This is a genomic window from Serratia sp. JSRIV002 (assembly GCF_019968725.1).
Classification (GTDB): Bacteria; Pseudomonadota; Gammaproteobacteria; order Enterobacterales; family Enterobacteriaceae; genus Chania; species Chania fonticola_B.
In genome coordinates this window covers 5,961,739-5,980,748 of record NZ_CP074143.1, presented here as the reverse complement: position 1 = coordinate 5,980,748, position 19,010 = coordinate 5,961,739, and the positions used below count along the sequence as shown (strand labels likewise).

Here is a 19,010-nt window from a genome sequence, read left to right as displayed (position 1 = left end):
TAATGGTGCAAAACATCATCGATTGCTGCTTTTTGCACCGTGAAAGGGATCACAAACTAGCCTGTACACAGTTGTTTATAAGAGAGTGTTGTGATCTTGTTTAGTACCTCGCTTAATACGTGTACAATAGCGCGCTATTTCTAATGCCTGAGGCAAAGCTGTGATCGAAAATTTGCGTAACATCGCCATTATTGCCCACGTTGACCATGGTAAGACCACCCTGGTTGACAAGTTGCTGCAACAATCCGGTACTTTCGGAGAGCGTTCAGAAGCGACAGAACGCGTAATGGACTCCAACGATTTGGAGAAAGAGCGTGGGATTACCATCCTCGCAAAAAACACCGCCATTAATTGGAAAGACTACCGCATCAACATCGTAGACACCCCAGGACACGCCGACTTCGGCGGCGAGGTAGAGCGCGTGATGTCAATGGTCGACTCGGTGCTGCTGGTTGTGGATGCAATGGATGGCCCAATGCCGCAAACCCGTTTCGTGACCAAGAAAGCGTTTGCTAATGGTCTGAAACCGATCGTGGTAATCAACAAGGTTGACCGCCCTGGCGCGCGTCCTGACTGGGTTGTGGATCAGGTCTTCGACCTGTTCGTTAACCTGGACGCTACCGACGAACAGCTCGACTTCCCAATCATCTATGCATCCGCATTGATGGGTATCGCTGGTCTTGACCATAACGATATGGCCGAAGACATGACTCCGCTGTACCAGGCGATTGTCGATCACGTCTCTGCGCCGCAGGTTGAGCTGGAAGCACCTTTCCAGATGCAGATCTCGCAGCTGGACTACAACAACTACGTGGGCGTTATCGGCATCGGCCGTATCAAGCGTGGTAAAGTGAAGCCTAACCAGCAGATCACCCTGATCGACAGCGAAGGCAAAACCCGTAACGGTAAAATCGGTAAAGTGCTGACCCATATGGGTCTGGAACGTATCGAAGCCACCGTTGCCGAAGCGGGCGACATCGTTGCCATCACCGGCCTGGGCGAGCTGAACATCTCTGACACCATTTGTGATGTGAACGCGGTTGAAGCGTTGCCAGCACTGTCGGTTGATGAACCTACCGTAAGCATGTTCTTTAACGTCAATACCTCACCGTTCTGTGGTAAAGAAGGCAAGTTCGTGACTTCACGCCAAATCCTTGAGCGTCTGAACAAGGAACTGGTACACAACGTGGCGTTGCGCGTTGAAGAAACCGAAGATGCTGACGCATTCCGTGTTTCAGGCCGTGGTGAGCTTCACCTGTCGGTTCTGATCGAAAACATGCGTCGTGAAGGTTTTGAACTGGCGGTTTCCCGTCCGAAAGTTATCTTCCGTGAAATCGATGGCCGCAAGCAAGAGCCGTTCGAGAACGTGACGCTGGATATCGAAGAACAGCACCAGGGTTCTGTGATGCAGGCGATGGGTGAGCGTAAAGCTGACCTGAAAAACATGGATCCAGATGGCAAGGGCCGTGTGCGTCTTGACTACGTGATCCCAAGCCGTGGCCTGATCGGCTTCCGTAACGAATTCATGACCATGACTTCTGGTACCGGTCTGCTGTACTCCACCTTCAGCCACTACGACGATGTGCGTCCGGGCGAAGTGGGCCAGCGTCAGAACGGCGTGCTGATCTCTAACGGCCAGGGCAAAGCGGTAGCGTTCGCTCTGTACGGTCTGCAAGATCGCGGCAAGCTGTTCCTGGGCCACGGTGCTGAAGTGTATGAAGGCCAGATCATCGGTATCCACTCACGTTCTAACGACCTGACCGTGAACTGCCTGACCGGTAAGAAACTGACCAACATGCGCGCATCGGGTACCGATGAAGCGACTACCCTGGTTCCGGCCATCAAAATGTCTCTGGAGCAAGCTCTGGAATTCATCGATGATGACGAACTGGTAGAAGTGACGCCAATCTCGATCCGTATCCGTAAGCGTCACCTGACGGAAAACGATCGTAAGCGTGCCAACCGCGGTCCTAAAGAAGCTTAATTCGCCGATTTAATCCGCAATACTTAGGGCGTGTCACAGCGCCCTGAGTTTTTTCCTCTGTCTTTCCCCCTTTCTGCGGCGCGCCATGCGCTTTTCACACTGCTCCCTGTTCAGCCTTAACTTTTCCCGTTACAGTGAAATCTCACTGGCCCATGGGAGAGGACTATGCTGTATATCTTTGATTTAGGTAATGTGATTGTCGATATCGATTTCAAACGTGTACTGGGCGTGTGGAGCAACCTGAGCGGCACACCGCTGGCGACGTTGTCCGAACGTTTTAGCATGGGTGAGGTATTCCAACAGCACGAGCGCGGCGAGATTAGCGACGAAGACTTTGCGGCCAAGCTCTGTGAAGAGATGGGGATAGCGCTCAGCTTCGAGCAGTTTGCCACCGGCTGGCAGGCGGTATTTGTCGCCCTGCGCCCTGAAGTGATCGAGATTATGCACCGTCTGCGCAACGAAGGGCATCGCGTGGTGGTGTTATCGAATACCAACCGTCTGCACTGCAATTATTGGCCTCAGCATTACCCTCAGGTCGCTGAAGCGGCCGACCACATGTATCTGTCGCAGGATCTAGGCATGCGCAAACCCGATGCCAACATCTATCAGCACGTACTGAAGGCGGAAAACACTCCGGCGGATCAGGCGGTATTCTTTGACGATGTGGCGGCGAACGTAGAAGCAGCCGCAGCGCTGGGGATCAAGGCGGTGCACGTCATCGATCGCCAGGTTGTGCCAGCTTATTTTGCTCAATAATCACCGTACGTTAAGCTTAAGGCGTCCAGACTGACATTTAGGATAAAGCCATGTCGTTTTTCCGCCGCAAAAAGCTGCCATCGTCGATCAAACCCGGAATAACCTTCGGGCGGTTGCTGTATAAACGTATTGATGAGGATGGCCTGACCATGTTGGCGGGCCATCTGGCCTATGTCTCGCTACTTTCCCTGGTGCCGCTGATCACCGTGGTGTTTGCGCTGTTTGCCGTTTTCCCGATGTTTGCGGATATCAGCGTGCAGCTAAAAAGCTTTATTTTCTCCAACTTTATGCCTGCCGCCGGTAACGTGCTGCAACGATATCTGGAGCAGTTTGTTGCCAACTCCAGCAAGATGACCGCCGTGGGGATCTGCGGCCTGATTGTCACCGCGCTGCTGCTGATCTATTCGGTGGATAGCGTGTTGAACACCATCTGGCGCAGTAAGAACCAGCGGCCGATCGTGGTTTCCTTTGCCGTTTACTGGATGGTGCTGACCCTCGGCCCGCTGCTGGTGGGGGCCAGTATGGCGATCAGCTCCTATCTGTTGTCGCTAAACTGGTTAGCGCAAAGCGGCGTTAACAGCCTGGTGGATGAGGTGCTGCGCATCTTCCCGCTGATCCTGTCCTGGGTCTCTTTCTGGTTGTTATACAGCGTGGTGCCCACGGTACGCGTGCCTGCGAAAGATGCGTTGATCGGGGCGCTGGTAGCCGGGGTGTTGTTCGAGCTGGGTAAGAAAGCTTTTGCGCTGTATGTCACCATGTTCCCTTCCTACCAGCTGATCTACGGCGTGCTGGCGGTGATCCCGATTTTATTTTTATGGGTCTACTGGAGCTGGTGTATCGTGTTATTGGGGGCCGAAATCACCGTTACGCTGGGTGAGCACCGCCTTTACCAGCAGCAGAAAGCAGAACAACAGCAAAAAGAGGAGCAGGAAGGATCGTTATGATTGCGTTAATTCAACGGGTATTAAACGCCAGCGTTACGGTAGAAGGTCAGACAGTAGGCAAGATTGGCCCCGGTTTGTTAGTGTTATTGGGCGTTGAGCAGGACGATAACGAGCAAAAAGCCCAACGCCTGTGTGAGCGGGTGCTGGGGTATCGCATCTTCGGCGACGAGGATGACAAGATGAATCTCAACGTTCAGCAGGCTGGTGGTAGCCTGTTGGTGGTGTCGCAGTTCACCCTGGTAGCCGATACCCAGAAAGGCATGCGGCCAAGTTTTTCGCGCGGTGCGGTGCCGCAGGAGGCCGATCGGCTATACCGCTATTTTGTTGGGCAGTGCCAGGAACGGGGTATTGAAACCCAGACCGGTGAGTTTGCCGCCGATATGCAGGTGGCATTGGTGAACGATGGCCCGGTGACGTTCTGGCTGCAGGTTTAAAGATCACAAGAGAAGGCGTCTATGTATCACCTACGAGTACCCGTTACAGAACAAGAACTGAAAGACTATTACCAGTTTCGCTGGGAGATGCTGCGCAAGCCATTACACCAGCCGGTGGGTTCGGAAAAGGATGCCTACGACGCCATGGCGCACCATCAGATGGTGGTGGATGAGAACGGCCGGATAGTGGCGATTGGCCGTCTGTATATCAATGCCGATAACGAAGCCGCTATCCGCTTTATGGCGGTCGATCCAGCTGTGCAGGACAAAGGCCTGGGAACTCTGGTGGCAATGACCCTTGAGTCGGTAGCGCGCCAGGAAGGAGTGAAGCGGGTGGTGTGTAGCGCCCGTGAGGACGCGGTGGACTTCTTTGCCAAGCTGGGCTTTATCAACCAGGGCGAAATCACTGCGCCGCAAACTACGCCGATCCGCCATTACCTGATGATCAAACCCGTGGCCACGCTGGACGATATTCTGCATCGCCCCGACTGGTGCGGGCAGTTGCAACAAGCCTGGTATGAACATATCCCGCTCAGTGAAAAAATGGGGGTGCGCATCAGCCAATATACCGGCCAGCGTTTTGTTACCACCATGCCGGAAGTGGGTAATCAAAATCCACACCATACGCTGTTTGCCGGTAGCCTGTTCTCCCTGGCAACGCTGACTGCATGGGGGCTGATCTGGCTGCTGCTGCGTGAGCGCCACCTGGGGGGCACGATTATTCTGGCAGACGCCCACATCCGCTACAGCAAACCGATCACCGGCAGGCCGAGAGCCGTTGCCGATCTGAGCTCATTGAGTGGCGATCTGGCCCGTTTGGCGCGTGGCCGCCGGGCGCGCGTGCAGGCAGAGGTACATTTATTCGGTGACGATGACGAAGGTGCAGTATTTGAGGGCACCTATATGGTGCTGCCAGCCGAACCGGAAGAGCCGTTGGACAAGGGCGGTTCAGAGCCGATAGCGAGCTGAGCATCAAGCTCAGAATAGATTCTGTGACCAAACCTATCCTGGTGGGCGCGCATGCGCCCACTTAACGGTAGGGCTTAATTGATAGCTTAATCTGTCGTAGAAAATGGACACTGTTGCCGATTATTTTTTCAACCAGAAAAATCTGTGTTTATTTAGCATAATTGACTGTTTAATTTGCATGCAGCAAATAATGTGAATGGATTAAAACAATTTCAGAACATTTACCCCGCCTCACTCTGAGATTTATGCCAATTCAGATGCCTCGAAGTCCCGTAAAGTCACGATCTCTTGCTTGTCTGATGCCGAATTATGTCGCTAGAATGCCGCAAAATCATTAAGGCGGTTTATCTGAATGGACTCAGTAGCTCAGCGGTTGGCAGTATCCTTATTGTTTCTTTCTCTCAGTTCGGCTGTTGGCGCCAATATGCTCAGCCCGGCGGATCGAGATACTATCCAACAGCAACAACGTGAATTGTTGCAGCAAAACCAACAACAACGTCAGGAATTGCAACGCAGCCTGACGCCGGTGCTGCCACAAACGCCAGCAGCCACAGCCCCCGGCGGGCCGTGCTTCACCATTACGACCATTCGCCTTGAAGGTGCCAGCCATCTGCCCGCCCGTGCGCGGCAAGCCTTGACGCAACCCTATCTGCAACGCTGCCTGAATCTGGCCCAGATCAACACCCTGGTGCAGCAGGTTTCCGATTGGTATATCGAACGGGGCTATATCACCAGCCGCGCTTTTCTGACCGAGCAAGACCTGTCCCATGGGGAGTTGAAGCTGCTGGTGCTGGAAGGGCAGTTGGAAAAGATCTTGCTGGACCAACGGGATGACCGAATGCTGAAGATGGCGTTCCCTGGCCTGGTGGGCAACATCCTGAACCTGCGCGATATCGAACAGGGCATGGAGCAGATCAACCGCCTGCGCCAGCAACCGGTGCAGATTGAAATCCTGCCCGGCAGCCAACCGGGCTATTCGGTGGTCAATTTGACTGCCAAGCCCGAGTTCCCGGTGATGCTGGGGCTGGGTTTTGACAACAGCGGGCAGAAAAGTACCGGCACCGGACAGATCAACGGCTCATTGACCGGCAATAACCTGCTGGGGCTGGCGGATCAGTGGTTTGTGACCGGCGCGCGCAGCAGCGATTTCGCCAACGATCACGACGCCCGCAGCGTCCAGGCTGGTGTCAGCCTGCCTTATGGCTACTGGCTGATGGATTACAACTACTCCTACAGCGACTACCTCTCGACGATCGACAATCAGGGCTTTGACTGGCGATCCACCGGCGACAGCCAGACCCATCGCTTCAACGTTTCGCGCGTATTGTTCCGTAACAGTGACATGAAAACCGGCCTGGCGCTGGGCCTGACCCATCGTATCAACCGCAACTATCTGAATGACACCCGGCTGGACAGCAGCAGCCGTAAACTGACCAGCGTATCTCTGGGCGTGAGCCATAGCCAAAAACTGTGGGGCGGTTTTGCCACGCTCAACCCCTCCTACAGCCGTGGCGTACCTTGGTTAGGCGCGGAAGATGACAGCGGTAAAGCCAGCGAGGCTCCCAAGGCGGAGTTTAATAAATACACACTCTCCGGCAGCTATTACTTGCCGTTGGCGCAGAACTGGAACTACCTCACCAGCCTGTACGGCCAGTGGACGCCCGATCGCCTTTACGGCAGCGAGCGCCTGACCCTCGGCGGTGAAAGTTCGGTGCGTGGCTTCAAGGAACAGTATCTCTCCGGCGACAAAGGTGGCTACTGGCGTAACGAGGTCAACTGGTCGCCGTTCAGCCTGCCGTATCTGGGGGATATTTCCGTATTGGCTGCCGTAGATGGCGGTTATCTGCGCCACGACTCCGTGGACGCCTACGCTTCCGGCACGTTGTGGGGCGGCGCGGTGGGGCTGGGAAGCCGTAACCGCTATTTCAGCAGCCAATTTACCGTGGGCTGGCCGCTGGCGCATCCGAGTTGGTTAGAGCCGGATCGGGTGTCGATTTACTACCGTATTAACATCGTTCTTTAATTTACAGGGAAAGGTTTCAAGGATGACGCAAAAAGACGATCGGCCCATTCATGCCAGCCAACGTTGGTTGAGCTATACCCTGTGCAGCCTGTTGGCCTGGCAGCCGTTGCTGCCCGCCTTGGCGAACGGTGTTAACGTCGCCGAAGGGAATACCCGGCTCGATCAGGCTGGCAATGGCGTGCCGGTGGTCAATATCGCTACGCCTAATCAGGCGGGCATTTCCCATAATAAATACAATGAATTCAACGTGGGCAAAGAGGGGCTGATCCTCAACAACGCCACCGGGCAGCTCAATCAGACCCAGCTTGGCGGCCTGATCCAGAACAACCCCAACCTGAAAGCCGGGCAGGAAGCCCAAGGCATCATTAACGAGGTTGTCGCCCCGAACCGCTCCCAACTGCAAGGTTATCTGGAAGTGGCGGGCAAGCAGGCCAACGTGATGGTTGCCAACCCTTACGGTATCACCTGCGACGGCTGCGGCTTCATCAACACCCCGAATGCGACGCTGACGACCGGTAAACCGGTGTTAGGGCCAGACGGCAAACTGCAAGCGCTGGAAGTGACGCAAGGGGCCATCAGCATTCAGGGCAAAGGGCTAGATGCCAGCCAGAGCGGGAAATTTGCCCTGATTGCCCGTGCCACTGAGATCAACGCACAGCTGTATGCCCAGGATGCCACCATTACGTTGGGTGCCAACCGTGTGGATGCGCAGGGTAATGCGACCCCGATCGCGGGCCAAGGCGAAACGCCAAAAGTGGCGGTCGATACCGGTGCGCTGGGGGGCATGTATGCCAACCGTATCCATCTGGTTTCCAGCGACAAAGGCGTCGGCGTCAACCTCGGTAACCTCAATGCCCGTGCCGGGGATATCACCCTGGATGCCAACGGTAAATTGACGCTCAATAATTCGCTGGCGCAAGGCGGTGCATTAACGGCGACAGGGCAAAGTATCAGCATGTCGGGCGACCACAAGGCCAGCCAGTCCATCACGTTAAACAGCCAGGGGGACCTCACTCAACAGGGAGGAACACTGGTTAGCGACCAGAATATCGCTCTCACCAGCGGCGGTACGTTGCAGATGAGCAGCGGCAAGCTGACCGCTGGCAACGATGTCACCCTGCGGGCTCGTGACGCGCGGGTGGACAGTTCCAGCCAGATTGATGCAGCCCGCCATGTCGACATGACATTGTTCAATAGCGGCATGACGCAGGGGCAAGTGACTGCCGGGCAAAACCTGACCCTCAGCGGTGCCAGCTTGGTCAACAGCGGCACGCTGGCGGCCAATGGGGCGATACAAAGCACCCTTTCCAACTTGGCGAATAGTGGAACAGTTCAGAGCCAGGGCAACCTGTCGTTGAGCGGTCAGTCTCTCACCAACAGTGGCAAGATACTGGGTGGAGGGGCGCTGGTCCTTACCAGCCAGACGTTGGATCAAGACGGCACCTTGAGTGCCAAAGGCAAAGCCGATCTTACCGTCAGCGATACGTTGCGAAATGGCCGCTACGGCGAGTTGCTGAGTGACGACAGCATGACGCTGTGGGCTGGAACGCTGCAGCAGAACGGCCTGCTCTCTGGCGCGACGGGGTTAACCCTCAACAGCGATACGCTGAGCACGGCGGCAGATTCCCTCACCACCAGCCAAGGCAAGATCACGGTTAACGCGGGTAACGCCACGTTAGGCGGGGAATGGAATGCGGGTGGCGATCTGGCCTGGCATGGCACGACGTTGAACACGCAGCCGGGTGCCCAGATACAAAGCGGGGGCAATCTCACCCTCCAGGCCCAACAAGCCACGCTGGCGGGAACCCAAACGGCGAAAGGGGCATTAACGGTAGAGGCTGGCTCACTGCTGCACAGTGGTAAAAGCCATGCCGCAACCCTGGCCCTGAAGGCGGACACCCTGACCAACCAGGGTACGCTGGTCGCTCCTGTCTTGAAGATCAACAGCCAGACGCTGACCAACAGCGGCTTGCTACAAGGCAGCCAGACCCTGGATCTTATCGCCCGCCTGATGGACAACCAGAAGGGCGGCACCGTGTATACGGCCAATGCCCTGTCACTGGCCATCCCGACGCTGAAAAACGCCGGACTGATCACCACCGATCGGGATTTGGTGCTCAGTGGCGATCAACTGCTCAACAGCGGTGAAATCAATGCCGTGAACCTGACGGCCAAAACCCAGCGGATCGATAACCAGCAGAGCGGTTTACTGCTGGCGAAAGATAAGCTGTCACTGAACGGTATGGCGTTGTCCAATGCCGGGCAACTGGCTGCCGATCAACTGACCCTGAACACCAACAGCATCGCCAATAGCGGCACGTTGCAGGGCGACAGCGCCCTGGCTATCAAGGCTACGGAAGTCACCAACCGTGGGCGTGTACTCACCGGCGGTTCGCTAAACCTGATTGCAGACACCTTGACCAACGCCGGGACGATGCAGGCGGCTATGATGGTCTTGTCACTGGCCAAAGAGTTCAGCAACCAGCAAAACGGCTCCGTCAACGTGACTGGTTCGCTGGCGCTGGCCACCCCTCAGTTCAGTAATGACGGCCTGCTGGCCGCGACGACGCTGACCTTGGATACCACGGCCCTGTTCAATACGGGGACTCTGCAAGGCAGCCGTCAGCTGAATATCGGCACCTCCACGTTAGATAACCAGCTCGGTGGTGTTTTACTTAGTGGCGGAGCACTGACAATACGGGCAGATTCGCTGACCAATAGCGGATTGCTTCAGGGCCAGACACTGGATCTGTCCACCCAAGAGTGGCTTAACAACGGCAATGCGCTGAGTGAACAAACGGCGAGCCTGACAGTCGCCAATACGTTGACCAACCAAGGGAAGATCCTCGGCCAGCAAGGGATGACTGTCTCTGCGGGCTCAGTGGACAACGCGGGATGGCTGGCGGCCACCGTGCTCTCCGTCGTGGGCGACGTTATCAACAAGGGGCTGGTGCAGGGTAGCCAGTCCCTGCAACTTTCCGGCACTCATCTCAATAACACAGCCACCGGCCAGATGTTATCTAGCGGGGCGTTACGCCTTGAAGGCCAGCAGTTGCTCAATCAGGGCGCTCTGCAGGGGCAACAACTGGCGGTGAAAGCCCAGACCTGGCAGAACAGTGGCAGTGCCCAGGCGCAAGATCGCCTGACGGCAGACCTGACCGGTGACATGCTCAACAGTGGCCTGTTACTGAGCCAGGATCGGTTTGACCTCACGGCGGCCCATATTCTGAACCAGGGCACCCTGGCGGCAGATAAGGTGGTATTGACCGCACCGCTGCTGACCAACAGCGGCCTGCTACAGGGCAACAGCCATCTGCAACTGGCTATCCCCACTATCAGTAACCTTGCCAGCGGGAAGCTGGTCAGCGGCGGTGCGCTGGAGCTGGCGCTCGATCAACTGGACAACGCTGGCCTATTGCAGGTGAACGATGATTTGTCTCTCATCGGCCAGCAGTTCACCAACCAGGGCAGCATCCTGGCGAACAACCTGAACCTGAATGTGCAGGGTGCCTTGGTAAACCAACAAGGCGGCCAACTGGTGGCCCGTGAAAATGCCACCTTCCGCAGCCAATCGGTGAACAATGCCGGGGTGTTGGCGGGTAATACGCTGGCGGTAGACAGTGGCACCGTGACTCACAGCGGGATCATGCAGGGCAATGCCGGGCTGACTCTGAACAGTACCGAGCTGAACGTGCTGGCCGGTGCACAACTGCTGAGCGGGGGGGAGCTGGCAATCAAAGGTGGCGCAGTCACCAACGCCGGATCCTGGCAGGGGAATAGCCTGACCTTTGGCGTCGATAGCCTGGATAACAGCGGATCGATAAACGCGGTTGCGGGCCTGACTGGCACCGTGGCTAACACGCTGCAAAACAGCGGGCAGATGGGCAGCCTGGGGACGCTGAACCTGAGCGGCGACTATCTGACCAACAGCGGCAAGCTGGTGGCCAACCGGTTGACGCTGGATGCCGCCACGCTGAATAACACGGGATTATGGCAAGGTAGCGAGTGGTTGAATGCCCACGGTGATGTGCTGACGCTGGGTACGTCAAGCCGTACGTTGGCTGGGGGCGCGTTGTCGCTGAATGCCGGGCAACTGACCTCAGATGGGCTGGTTCAGGGTGGACAAACCCACGTCACGGCCACTAGCTGGATGAACAGTGGCAGCCTGCTGGGGAGCGATTCTCTGGCCGTCAACGTCACCGATGAACTGGTGAATGAAGGGTCACTGCTTAGCAAAGGTAACAGCGAAATACAGGCGCAGACGCTGACCAATGACGGTGCCGTCCTGAGCGACGGAAGTCTGTCTTTGGCGGGCGCTACGTTGAACAACCAAGGTGCCGTACAGGGTAACATCCTCAACCTGACGCAGAACTTGGTGAATAACGCCGGTACGCTGATCGGCCTGCAGTCGCTGACGTTAGGCATTCAGGCATTCTCCGTCCCGTTGTTGACGCTGGTGAACCGCAGCCAGGGCTCACTTCTGACGCAGGGAACGCTTTCTGTGAATGGCAGTACGGTGACCAATGACGGCCGCTGGCAGGGACAACAGATCCTGCTGAATGCTCAGACGTTGAATAACAGTGGCGCAATCCAGAGTGCGGATGCGCTGCAAATGGCTCTGTCTGGGGCACTGAATTCGACGGCTGGCAGCAAAATTACCGCCAATGGTGCAACTGTATTACAGGCACAGTCGTTGACCAACGCCGGGCAGTGGCTGGCAAAACATCTCACCCTACGCGCTGACACCCTGAATAATCAGGGCGAAATCAGCGGCGTTGACGGCCTGACGGTCGCGCTGACCGGAGATTTCACCCAGCAGCAAGATAAAACCCTGCTGACGGCGGGGGACTTGAAACTGGATGCGGCCTCGGTCACCAACCTTGGGCGTATCCAGGGGAACGGCGTGTGGGTTAACAGCGGTACGCTAACCAACAGCGGTCGTGTGCAAGGTGAAACAGGTCTAACGCTGAACCTTACCGGTGGATTGACCAATAACGCTACGGGTACCCTTCTCAGCCAGAACGCACTCACCATTACCTCGCCGTACTGGGTCAACAGCGGCCTGATGCAAAGCGGTGCTGACACCCGGTTTGAGGGGACGATATCAGGGCGTAATGACGGTAGCCTGCTTGCTGGCTCCGATCTGTCACTCTATGGCTCGCAATTTACCAACACCGGTTGGTTGCAGGCAGGCTCCCTGTTACTGAATGCGGATGCGTTGGACAACAGCGGTACCTTGCTGGCAGAACGGCAGGGAACGTTGACCGCAGGTAGCCTGAACAATCAGGGCACGATCCAGGGAAGCAACCTGGCGTTGAATACCCAGCAACTGACTAACGGTGGCACGCTGCTTGGCACCTCCGGGCTTGGCATCAATGCCAGTCAGGTGGCGCTTCAAGAGACAGGGAAAATGTTCAGCGGGGGCGATTTACTGCTGAGCAGTGGCGATTTTGACCAACGTGGCCAGGTCGTGGCGTTGGGCAACCTGACGCTGCAACTGGTGAACGCCTTTACCAACCAGAACGTGATTGCCGCAGGCCAGAGCCTGAACCTTAACAGCCAAGGGGCGTTGACCAACCAGGGCACTCTGCAGGGGCAGAGCGTCAACCTCACGGCGTACGGCATCTTGACCAACAACGGGCAAATCACCGGCGGAAGTGGGGCCAGTACTCTCAGTGGCAGCTCCATTGCCATGAACGCGGCCGGAACCCTGCAATCAGGGGGCGACGTAACCCTGAACAGCCAGAGCGATATCACCGTTGACGGGTTTACCGGCACGTTGGGCTCGATGACGCTGAATGCGGCTGGCAGCCTGATTAACACTGCCTTGCTGTATGCCGGTAACAACCTGTACTTGCTGGCCAACAGCATCAAAAACCTGCGCGGTGACATCCTGGCGGGCAACAGCCTGTGGATGCAGCGTGATATGGCGGGCAATGCTAACGCTGAGGTGGTGAACAGCTCTGGCACCATTGAGACACAAAATGGTGATCTCACCATTAACACCGCCCATTTGCTGAATCAGCGTGATGGGCTGAGTGTGGTTAGCTCTGAAAGTAGCGCACCGCAGTATTCCTGGGTGACAGATTTTGAGGCCAAAATCCCGTTAACCTTCTTCAACAAAGGCGACTACGGCTATGTCATCAAGTCTTGGGAATCCGGCGGCGGCAGCCCTGGCCACGGAGCGTCTCCGACAAGGTATTACAGTTCAACGCCAACGCCTTATCTTAATCAACGGATTAAGGAGTTTGCCTCTGGCGTTTCGATGGTCACCGTCACGGCAAACGGTGGCGCAGCCCGTATCGCGGCCGGGCGCGATCTCAGCCTTTATGCCGGCCAACTGGACAATCAGGCCAGCAATATTTTGGCCAACAACAATGCCTATCTTTCAGGGAGTAACCTGAATAACCAATCCTGGTTCTCGGGCAGTGAAACCCGCTATCAAACGTATCAGTATGGTTATGGCCTGAGCACAGTTCCGGTACCAGAAACCAGCGTTTCTAAAGGGGAGATTACATCCAACTACATCGTCTACACGGCGACGGGCGAGGTACGCTATGAACGTGGAGAAGGTGAAATCTACCGCGCCGTTATTCAGGCTGGCGGTAACGTCTCGGCAAACTTTGCTAATGACATCAGTAATACCAACACCTTGGCTAACGCGGGTGGAGTAAGCAACACCCTTGCTACGCCTACTCTCAGTACCCTGAGCCAACAGACTATCGGCGGTGCCGTAGAGAAACAGGCGTTGTCAGCCGGTGATAAGGCGGCGGTCAATTCGCCTGAATGGCAAGACAGCCTGCAAAATGCCCTGCAACAGATTAACGGGGGCAGCGGCCTGGATAACGTTACGCCTGAGCTCACCGGGTTAGGAAAATACAGCGAAGGTGACCAGGGTAACGCCAATCTGGGTGATGGAGCCAAGTTACAAAACACCACCACCGATGGGAAGGACCTGATCGGCACGGATGGTAAGGCCTTAAACCAGTATCAAGGTAAAACGGTCGATACCAGTGCGTATCCTCTGCCTACGGGCGAGAATGGCTATTTTGTAGCGTCTACCGATCCGGACAGCCCGTATCTGATCACCACCAACCCGAAACTTAACGGGCTGGGGCAACTCGATCCGAGCCTGTTTGGCGAACTCTATGCATTGCTGGGGATCAAACCAGGCCAGAGCCCGCGTGAAACCAACGAACAGTTCACGGTGGAAGACAAATTTATTGGCTCTTCCTATTTCCTTGACCGCCTGAACCTCCACCCGGATTACGACTACCGTTTCCTGGGGGATGCGGCCTTTGATACCCGTTACGTCAGCAATGCCATGCTGAATCAGACGGGCAGCCGTTATCTGAACGGGATAGGTTCAGACCTGGAGCAGATGCAAACCCTGATGGACAACGCCGCCAGGGCACAACAGTCTCTGGGGCTGAAGTTTGGGGTTTCGTTGACGGCGCAGCAGATCGCCTCTTTGGATCACAGCATCTTGTGGTGGGAAGCGACCAGCATCAATGGCCAGACGGTGATGGTGCCGAAGCTCTACCTGTCACCAAAAGATGTGACTATCAATAACGGCAGCGTGATTGCCGGGAAAAACGTCTCGCTCACCGCCGGTAATATCACCAACAGCGGCAGCACGCTGACCGCACAGAACGCGCTGACGCTCGATAGCCAGAACAGCATCAGCAATCTCAATGCTGGCCTGCTCAATGCGGGTGGCAACCTGCAACTGAGCGCGATTGGCGATATCAACAATATCGGCTCAATCATCAGCGGCAAAACGGTACAGTTGGAAAGCCTTGATGGCAGCATCATCAACCAGACGCTGACGAATCAGTGGAATACCCAGGGTTCTCTGGGGGGCTGGATGCCACAAAGCCTGTCGCTGTCACGCACGGAAATCGGCGATATCGGCACCATCCAGGCCTTGGACAGCTTGAGCCTGAGCGCTGGCAACAACATCGATATCCTGGGAGCCAAATTGACTTCCGGTGGTGCGATGGACTTGCTGGCGGGAGGCGATATCAACGTCCTGGCCAACACCACCTACAGCGCCGATAAATATCAGAGCTGGCGGAACGTAAGAGAGAGCGAAACTCACAGCAGCCAGGGCAGCGAAATTAGCGCTGGTGGGCCGCTGACGGTCGATGCAGGCCGTGATGTCAACGTGAAGGCCAGCCAGGTTGGCAGCCAGACTGATACCACCGTGATGGCTGGGCGCGATATCAACCTGCAAACGCAGGAAGCGAGCACCCGGCAGAAAGATAACGGCACCGAACAGCGCAGTAACGATGCCACGCGCACCACCCTCACCAGCGGCGGCGATTTAACGCTGGATGCAGGCCGGGATGTGAACTCGCAGGCCGCAGCGATGGTGGCAGACAACAACGTCAACCTGAACGCCGGGCGTGACGTGAACCTCAACACCCAGCAAACCAGCGAATACCGCGAGAGCAAGGAAGGTAAACGCCAGCAGGTAGATGAGTCCATCCGCCAGCAAGGAACGGAGATCGCCAGCGGGGGCAACACCACCATTCGCGCCGATCGAGATGCCACCTTGAATGCGGCACAGGTGCAGGCTAGTGGTGATGTGGAGGTAAGTGCTGGACGCGATCTGACGCTTAACAGCGCCACCGAAAGCGACTACTCCTTCTTCGAAGAAACCAAGACCAAGAAAGGGTTCCTGTCGAAGACCACCACCCATACGGTGCGGGAAGATTACGCCACGCAGGAAAAAGGCACGCTGCTGAGCGGCGATAACGTGTCGCTGTCTGCGGGTAACGATCTGACGGTGAAGGGGTCTTCGGTTGTCGGTGACGGCAAAGTAAACCTGCAAGCAGGTAACAACGTCGAGATCGTGGCAGCGACGGAAGAGCAGTCCAGCTATCGGTTGGATGAGAAGAAAAAGAGCGGACTGATGGGCACCGGCGGTATCGGGGTGACGATTGGTAGCTCAAGCTCTCGCCATCAGGTGAACGAAGACGGTACCACGCAGAGCCAGAGTGTCAGCACTATCGGCTCGACCGGTGGCGATGTGAATATCGTTGCGGGCGGCAAGGCACACATTGGCGGTGCGGATCTGATTGCGAACAAGAACCTGTCGGTGACGGGGGACAGTGTGCAGATCGATCCGGGGCAGGATATTTACCGCCGGGATGAAACCTTCGAGCAGAAGCAAAGTGGTCTTACTGTGGCGTTGTCCGGCCCGGTCGGCAGTGCGGTCAACACTGCCGTCACCACGGCGCAGCAGGCACAAAAAGAGACCGATGGTCGCCTGGCCGCCTTGCAGGGGACTAAAGCGGCCTTGTCGGGTGCTCAGGCCGTGCAAGCGGGGCAGTTGGTGCAGGCACAAGGGGGCGATGCGAAGAGCATGGTGGGCATCAGCGCATCACTAGGCTCACAAAAATCGTCCTCACAGCAGCATCAGGAACAGAAAACCGTCAGCGGTTCGACGCTGAATGCGGGCAACAACCTGACGGTCAGTGCGACCGGCAAGGGGCATTCCGCCGACAGCGGCGATATCCTGATCGCAGGCAGCCAGTTAAAAGCGGGTGGCGATACCACGCTAGATGCGGCCCGTGATTTACAATTGCTTGGTGCGGCCAACACGCAAAAAACCGACGGCACTAACAGCAGCAGCGGTGGCAGTATTGGCGTCAGCCTGGGTGTGAGTGGGCCGAGCAGTGGCTTGAGCGTGTTTGCCAATGGTAACAAGAGCCAGGGCAACGAGCACGGCGACGGCACGTTCTGGAGCGAAACCACCGTCGACAGTGGCGGTACACTCTCGATGCACAGTGGCCGGGATACCACATTGGCCGGTGCGCAGGCGAGCGGCGAAACGGTAAAAGTGGATGCAGGGCGTAACCTGACGCTGCAAAGCCAGCAGGACAGCGATAACTACGACGCGAAGCAGACCAGTATCAGCGGTGGCGTCAGTGTTGCAGTTATCGGCAGTGGTGGGTCTGCTAATCTGAGCATGAGCCGTGACAAACTGCACAGTAATTACGACAGCGTGCAGGAGCAGACGGGCCTGTTTGCAGGCAAGGGCGGTTTCGATGTTAAGGTGGGTGAGCATACCCAGCTTGATGGCGCGGTGATTGCCAGTACGGCAGATGCTGATAAAAATCGACTGGATACCGGCACGCTGGGCTTTAGCGATATCCACAATCAGGCAGACTTCAAGGCCGAGCATCAAGGCGGGAGCCTGAGCAGCGGTGGCCCGGTAGGTTCAGACCTGTTGGCCAATTTGGGCGGTATCGCGCTGTCTGGTCTGGGTAATAAAGGGCATGCAGAAGGCACCACCCAGGCGGCGGTGTCGGGCGGTAGCGTGGTGATTCGTGACCAGGCCAACCAGCAGCAGGATATCGCCGACCTGAGCCGGGATACGGACAATGCCAACGGCAGCATCGGGCCGATCTTCGATAAGGAGAAGGAGCAGAACCGACTTAAAGAAGCGCAGCTGATTGGTGAGATTGGTGGGCAGGCAGCGGATATTGCGCGTACGCAGGGGCAGATTGCTGCGACCAAGGCGGCGAACGAGAAGATGAAGGATGTTAAGCCTGAAGAGCTCGCCGCCGCAGAAGCCCAATGGAAGAAAGCCAACCCTGGCAAGGAACCGACTTCTGAAGATATCAGCAAGCAGGTTTACCAGACTGCTTATGATAAAGCGTTCAATGAATCGGGATTTGGTACGGGCGGTCAGGTACAACGTGCGATACAGGCGGCCACGGCAGCGGTTCAAGGTTTAGCTGGCGGAGATATGGCGGCCGCACTGGCTAACGGTGCCGCACCGTATATCACTAAACTGATCGCAGATTCGTTGCCGAATGATCCAACAGCCCGCACTCTGGCTCATGCCGCAGTTAATGCGGCTCTAGCGGCAGCACAGGAGAACAACGCGTTGGTTGGCGCGGGTGGTGCTGTGACCGGGGAACTGCTCGGCATGATCGCGGTGAATGCCTATGGCAAGCCAGTTAGTGAACTGAGTGAGTCGGAAAAACAGACCGTCTCAGCGTTGGCTACGTTGGCAGCAGGGCTGGCTGGTGGTCTGATAGGTGACAGCACGGCTGATGTTGTAGCTGGGGCTCAGACCGGTAAGACAGTAGTGGAGAATAATGCGCTGAGTACAGGCTCAGATCTTGGGTTCTGGCTGGGCAACACCCCAGGTTGTGATACGGCCTGTAAGACCGGCATTGCGAAAGGCGTTGCTGAAGGAAATCTGGTGGTGTCAGCAGGTGTTGCTGGAGTGGCTGGCGGTGCACTGATAATAGGAGCAACACCGGAAATAGTGGCGGCAGCCAAAGCAGCGCTGGAAGGTTGTAAAGCGGCACCGGCAATCTGTCTGAATAACGCGGGGTTGCAAGTAGCAGAAGGAATTACACCTGGTGGTGTAGGTGCAGCGGGAGCTATTGGGGTTGGTAAAACGGCCGCAGAGGCGGCGGCGGCGAAAGCTGAAGCTGTTGTGGCGAATGCCGCTAAGAATGCAGGAAAAGGTACAACAGGTTCTTTAAGCGGCCAACCAACTAAACTGCCACCAAATGCTTCAGCAGAAAATATACGTTCATTGCAACGAGAAAATGAGGGGGCAGCGATCCTGTCTCAAAATGGCTATCATGTTGAGCAGAACCCTGTAACACCAGGAGTTAAAAATCCAGACTATAAAATCAATGGTGAGGTGTTCGATAATATTGCCCCTAGCACAAACTCAGTTCGTAATATTTATGACCGAGCTTTAGAAAAAGTGAATAGTGGCCAAACGAATAATGTTGTTATCAACTTGGCAGATACAAAAGCAAGCGTTAGTGATTTGCAAAAACAATTTAGTGATTGGCCAATCAAAGGATTAGATAAGGTTATCGTTATCGACCAGTCAGGAAAGCCAATTCGAATTAAGTAAGGTG

General features: G+C 56.2%; 7 protein-coding genes. All 7 read left to right on the top strand.

From position 1 onward, the window contains the following. Positions 1-160 precede the first annotated feature (160 nt). The 7 genes from typA (at position 161) to KGP26_RS28045 (ending at position 19,006) form a co-directional block, all read left to right on the top strand. The gene (typA, locus tag KGP26_RS28075) at positions 161-1,984 is read left to right on the top strand and encodes a ribosome-dependent GTPase TypA (RefSeq protein ID WP_059199303.1); all 1,824 of its coding nucleotides are present in this window, start codon (positions 161-163) and stop codon (positions 1,982-1,984) included. 165 nt (positions 1,985-2,149) lie between these two features. Further along, the gene (yihX, locus tag KGP26_RS28070) at positions 2,150-2,740 is read left to right on the top strand and encodes a glucose-1-phosphatase (protein ID WP_024482960.1); all 591 of its coding nucleotides are present in this window, start codon (positions 2,150-2,152) and stop codon (positions 2,738-2,740) included. 50 nt (positions 2,741-2,790) lie between these two features. Next, entirely contained in the window at positions 2,791-3,684 is an 894-nt protein-coding gene (locus tag KGP26_RS28065) for a virulence factor BrkB family protein (protein ID WP_059199304.1), read from the top strand. Further along, entirely contained in the window at positions 3,681-4,118 is a 438-nt protein-coding gene (gene dtd / locus KGP26_RS28060) for a D-aminoacyl-tRNA deacylase (protein ID WP_024527827.1), read from the top strand. Before KGP26_RS28065 ends, dtd begins: the two co-directional genes overlap by 4 nt. Before the next feature lie 21 nt (positions 4,119-4,139). Next, positions 4,140-5,087: a fatty acid biosynthesis protein FabY gene (gene fabY / locus KGP26_RS28055; protein ID WP_059199305.1), complete on the top strand. Its 948-nt coding sequence runs from the start codon at positions 4,140-4,142 to the stop codon at positions 5,085-5,087. Positions 5,088-5,439: 352 nt separating this feature from the next. Continuing rightward, positions 5,440-7,110: a ShlB/FhaC/HecB family hemolysin secretion/activation protein gene (locus KGP26_RS28050; RefSeq protein WP_059199306.1), complete on the top strand. Its 1,671-nt coding sequence runs from the start codon at positions 5,440-5,442 to the stop codon at positions 7,108-7,110. Positions 7,111-7,132: 22 nt separating this feature from the next. Next, positions 7,133-19,006, top strand: coding sequence for a hemagglutinin repeat-containing protein (locus KGP26_RS28045; RefSeq protein ID WP_223664849.1), 11,874 nt, complete (start codon positions 7,133-7,135; stop codon positions 19,004-19,006). The last annotated feature ends 4 nt before the right edge of the window (positions 19,007-19,010 follow it).

What these genes read in the sequence shown, in the direction of transcription:
- fabY (WP_059199305.1), top strand. Translation starts at nt 4,140, where the DNA reads ATGTATCACCTACGAGTACCCGTTACAGAACAAGAACTGAAAGACTAT.
- dtd (WP_024527827.1), top strand. Translation starts at nt 3,681, where the DNA reads ATGATTGCGTTAATTCAACGGGTATTAAACGCCAGCGTTACGGTAGAA.
- KGP26_RS28045 (WP_223664849.1), top strand. Translation starts at nt 7,133, where the DNA reads ATGACGCAAAAAGACGATCGGCCCATTCATGCCAGCCAACGTTGGTTG.
- KGP26_RS28065 (WP_059199304.1), top strand. Translation starts at nt 2,791, where the DNA reads ATGTCGTTTTTCCGCCGCAAAAAGCTGCCATCGTCGATCAAACCCGGA.
- yihX (WP_024482960.1), top strand. Translation starts at nt 2,150, where the DNA reads ATGCTGTATATCTTTGATTTAGGTAATGTGATTGTCGATATCGATTTC.
- KGP26_RS28050 (WP_059199306.1), top strand. Translation starts at nt 5,440, where the DNA reads ATGGACTCAGTAGCTCAGCGGTTGGCAGTATCCTTATTGTTTCTTTCT.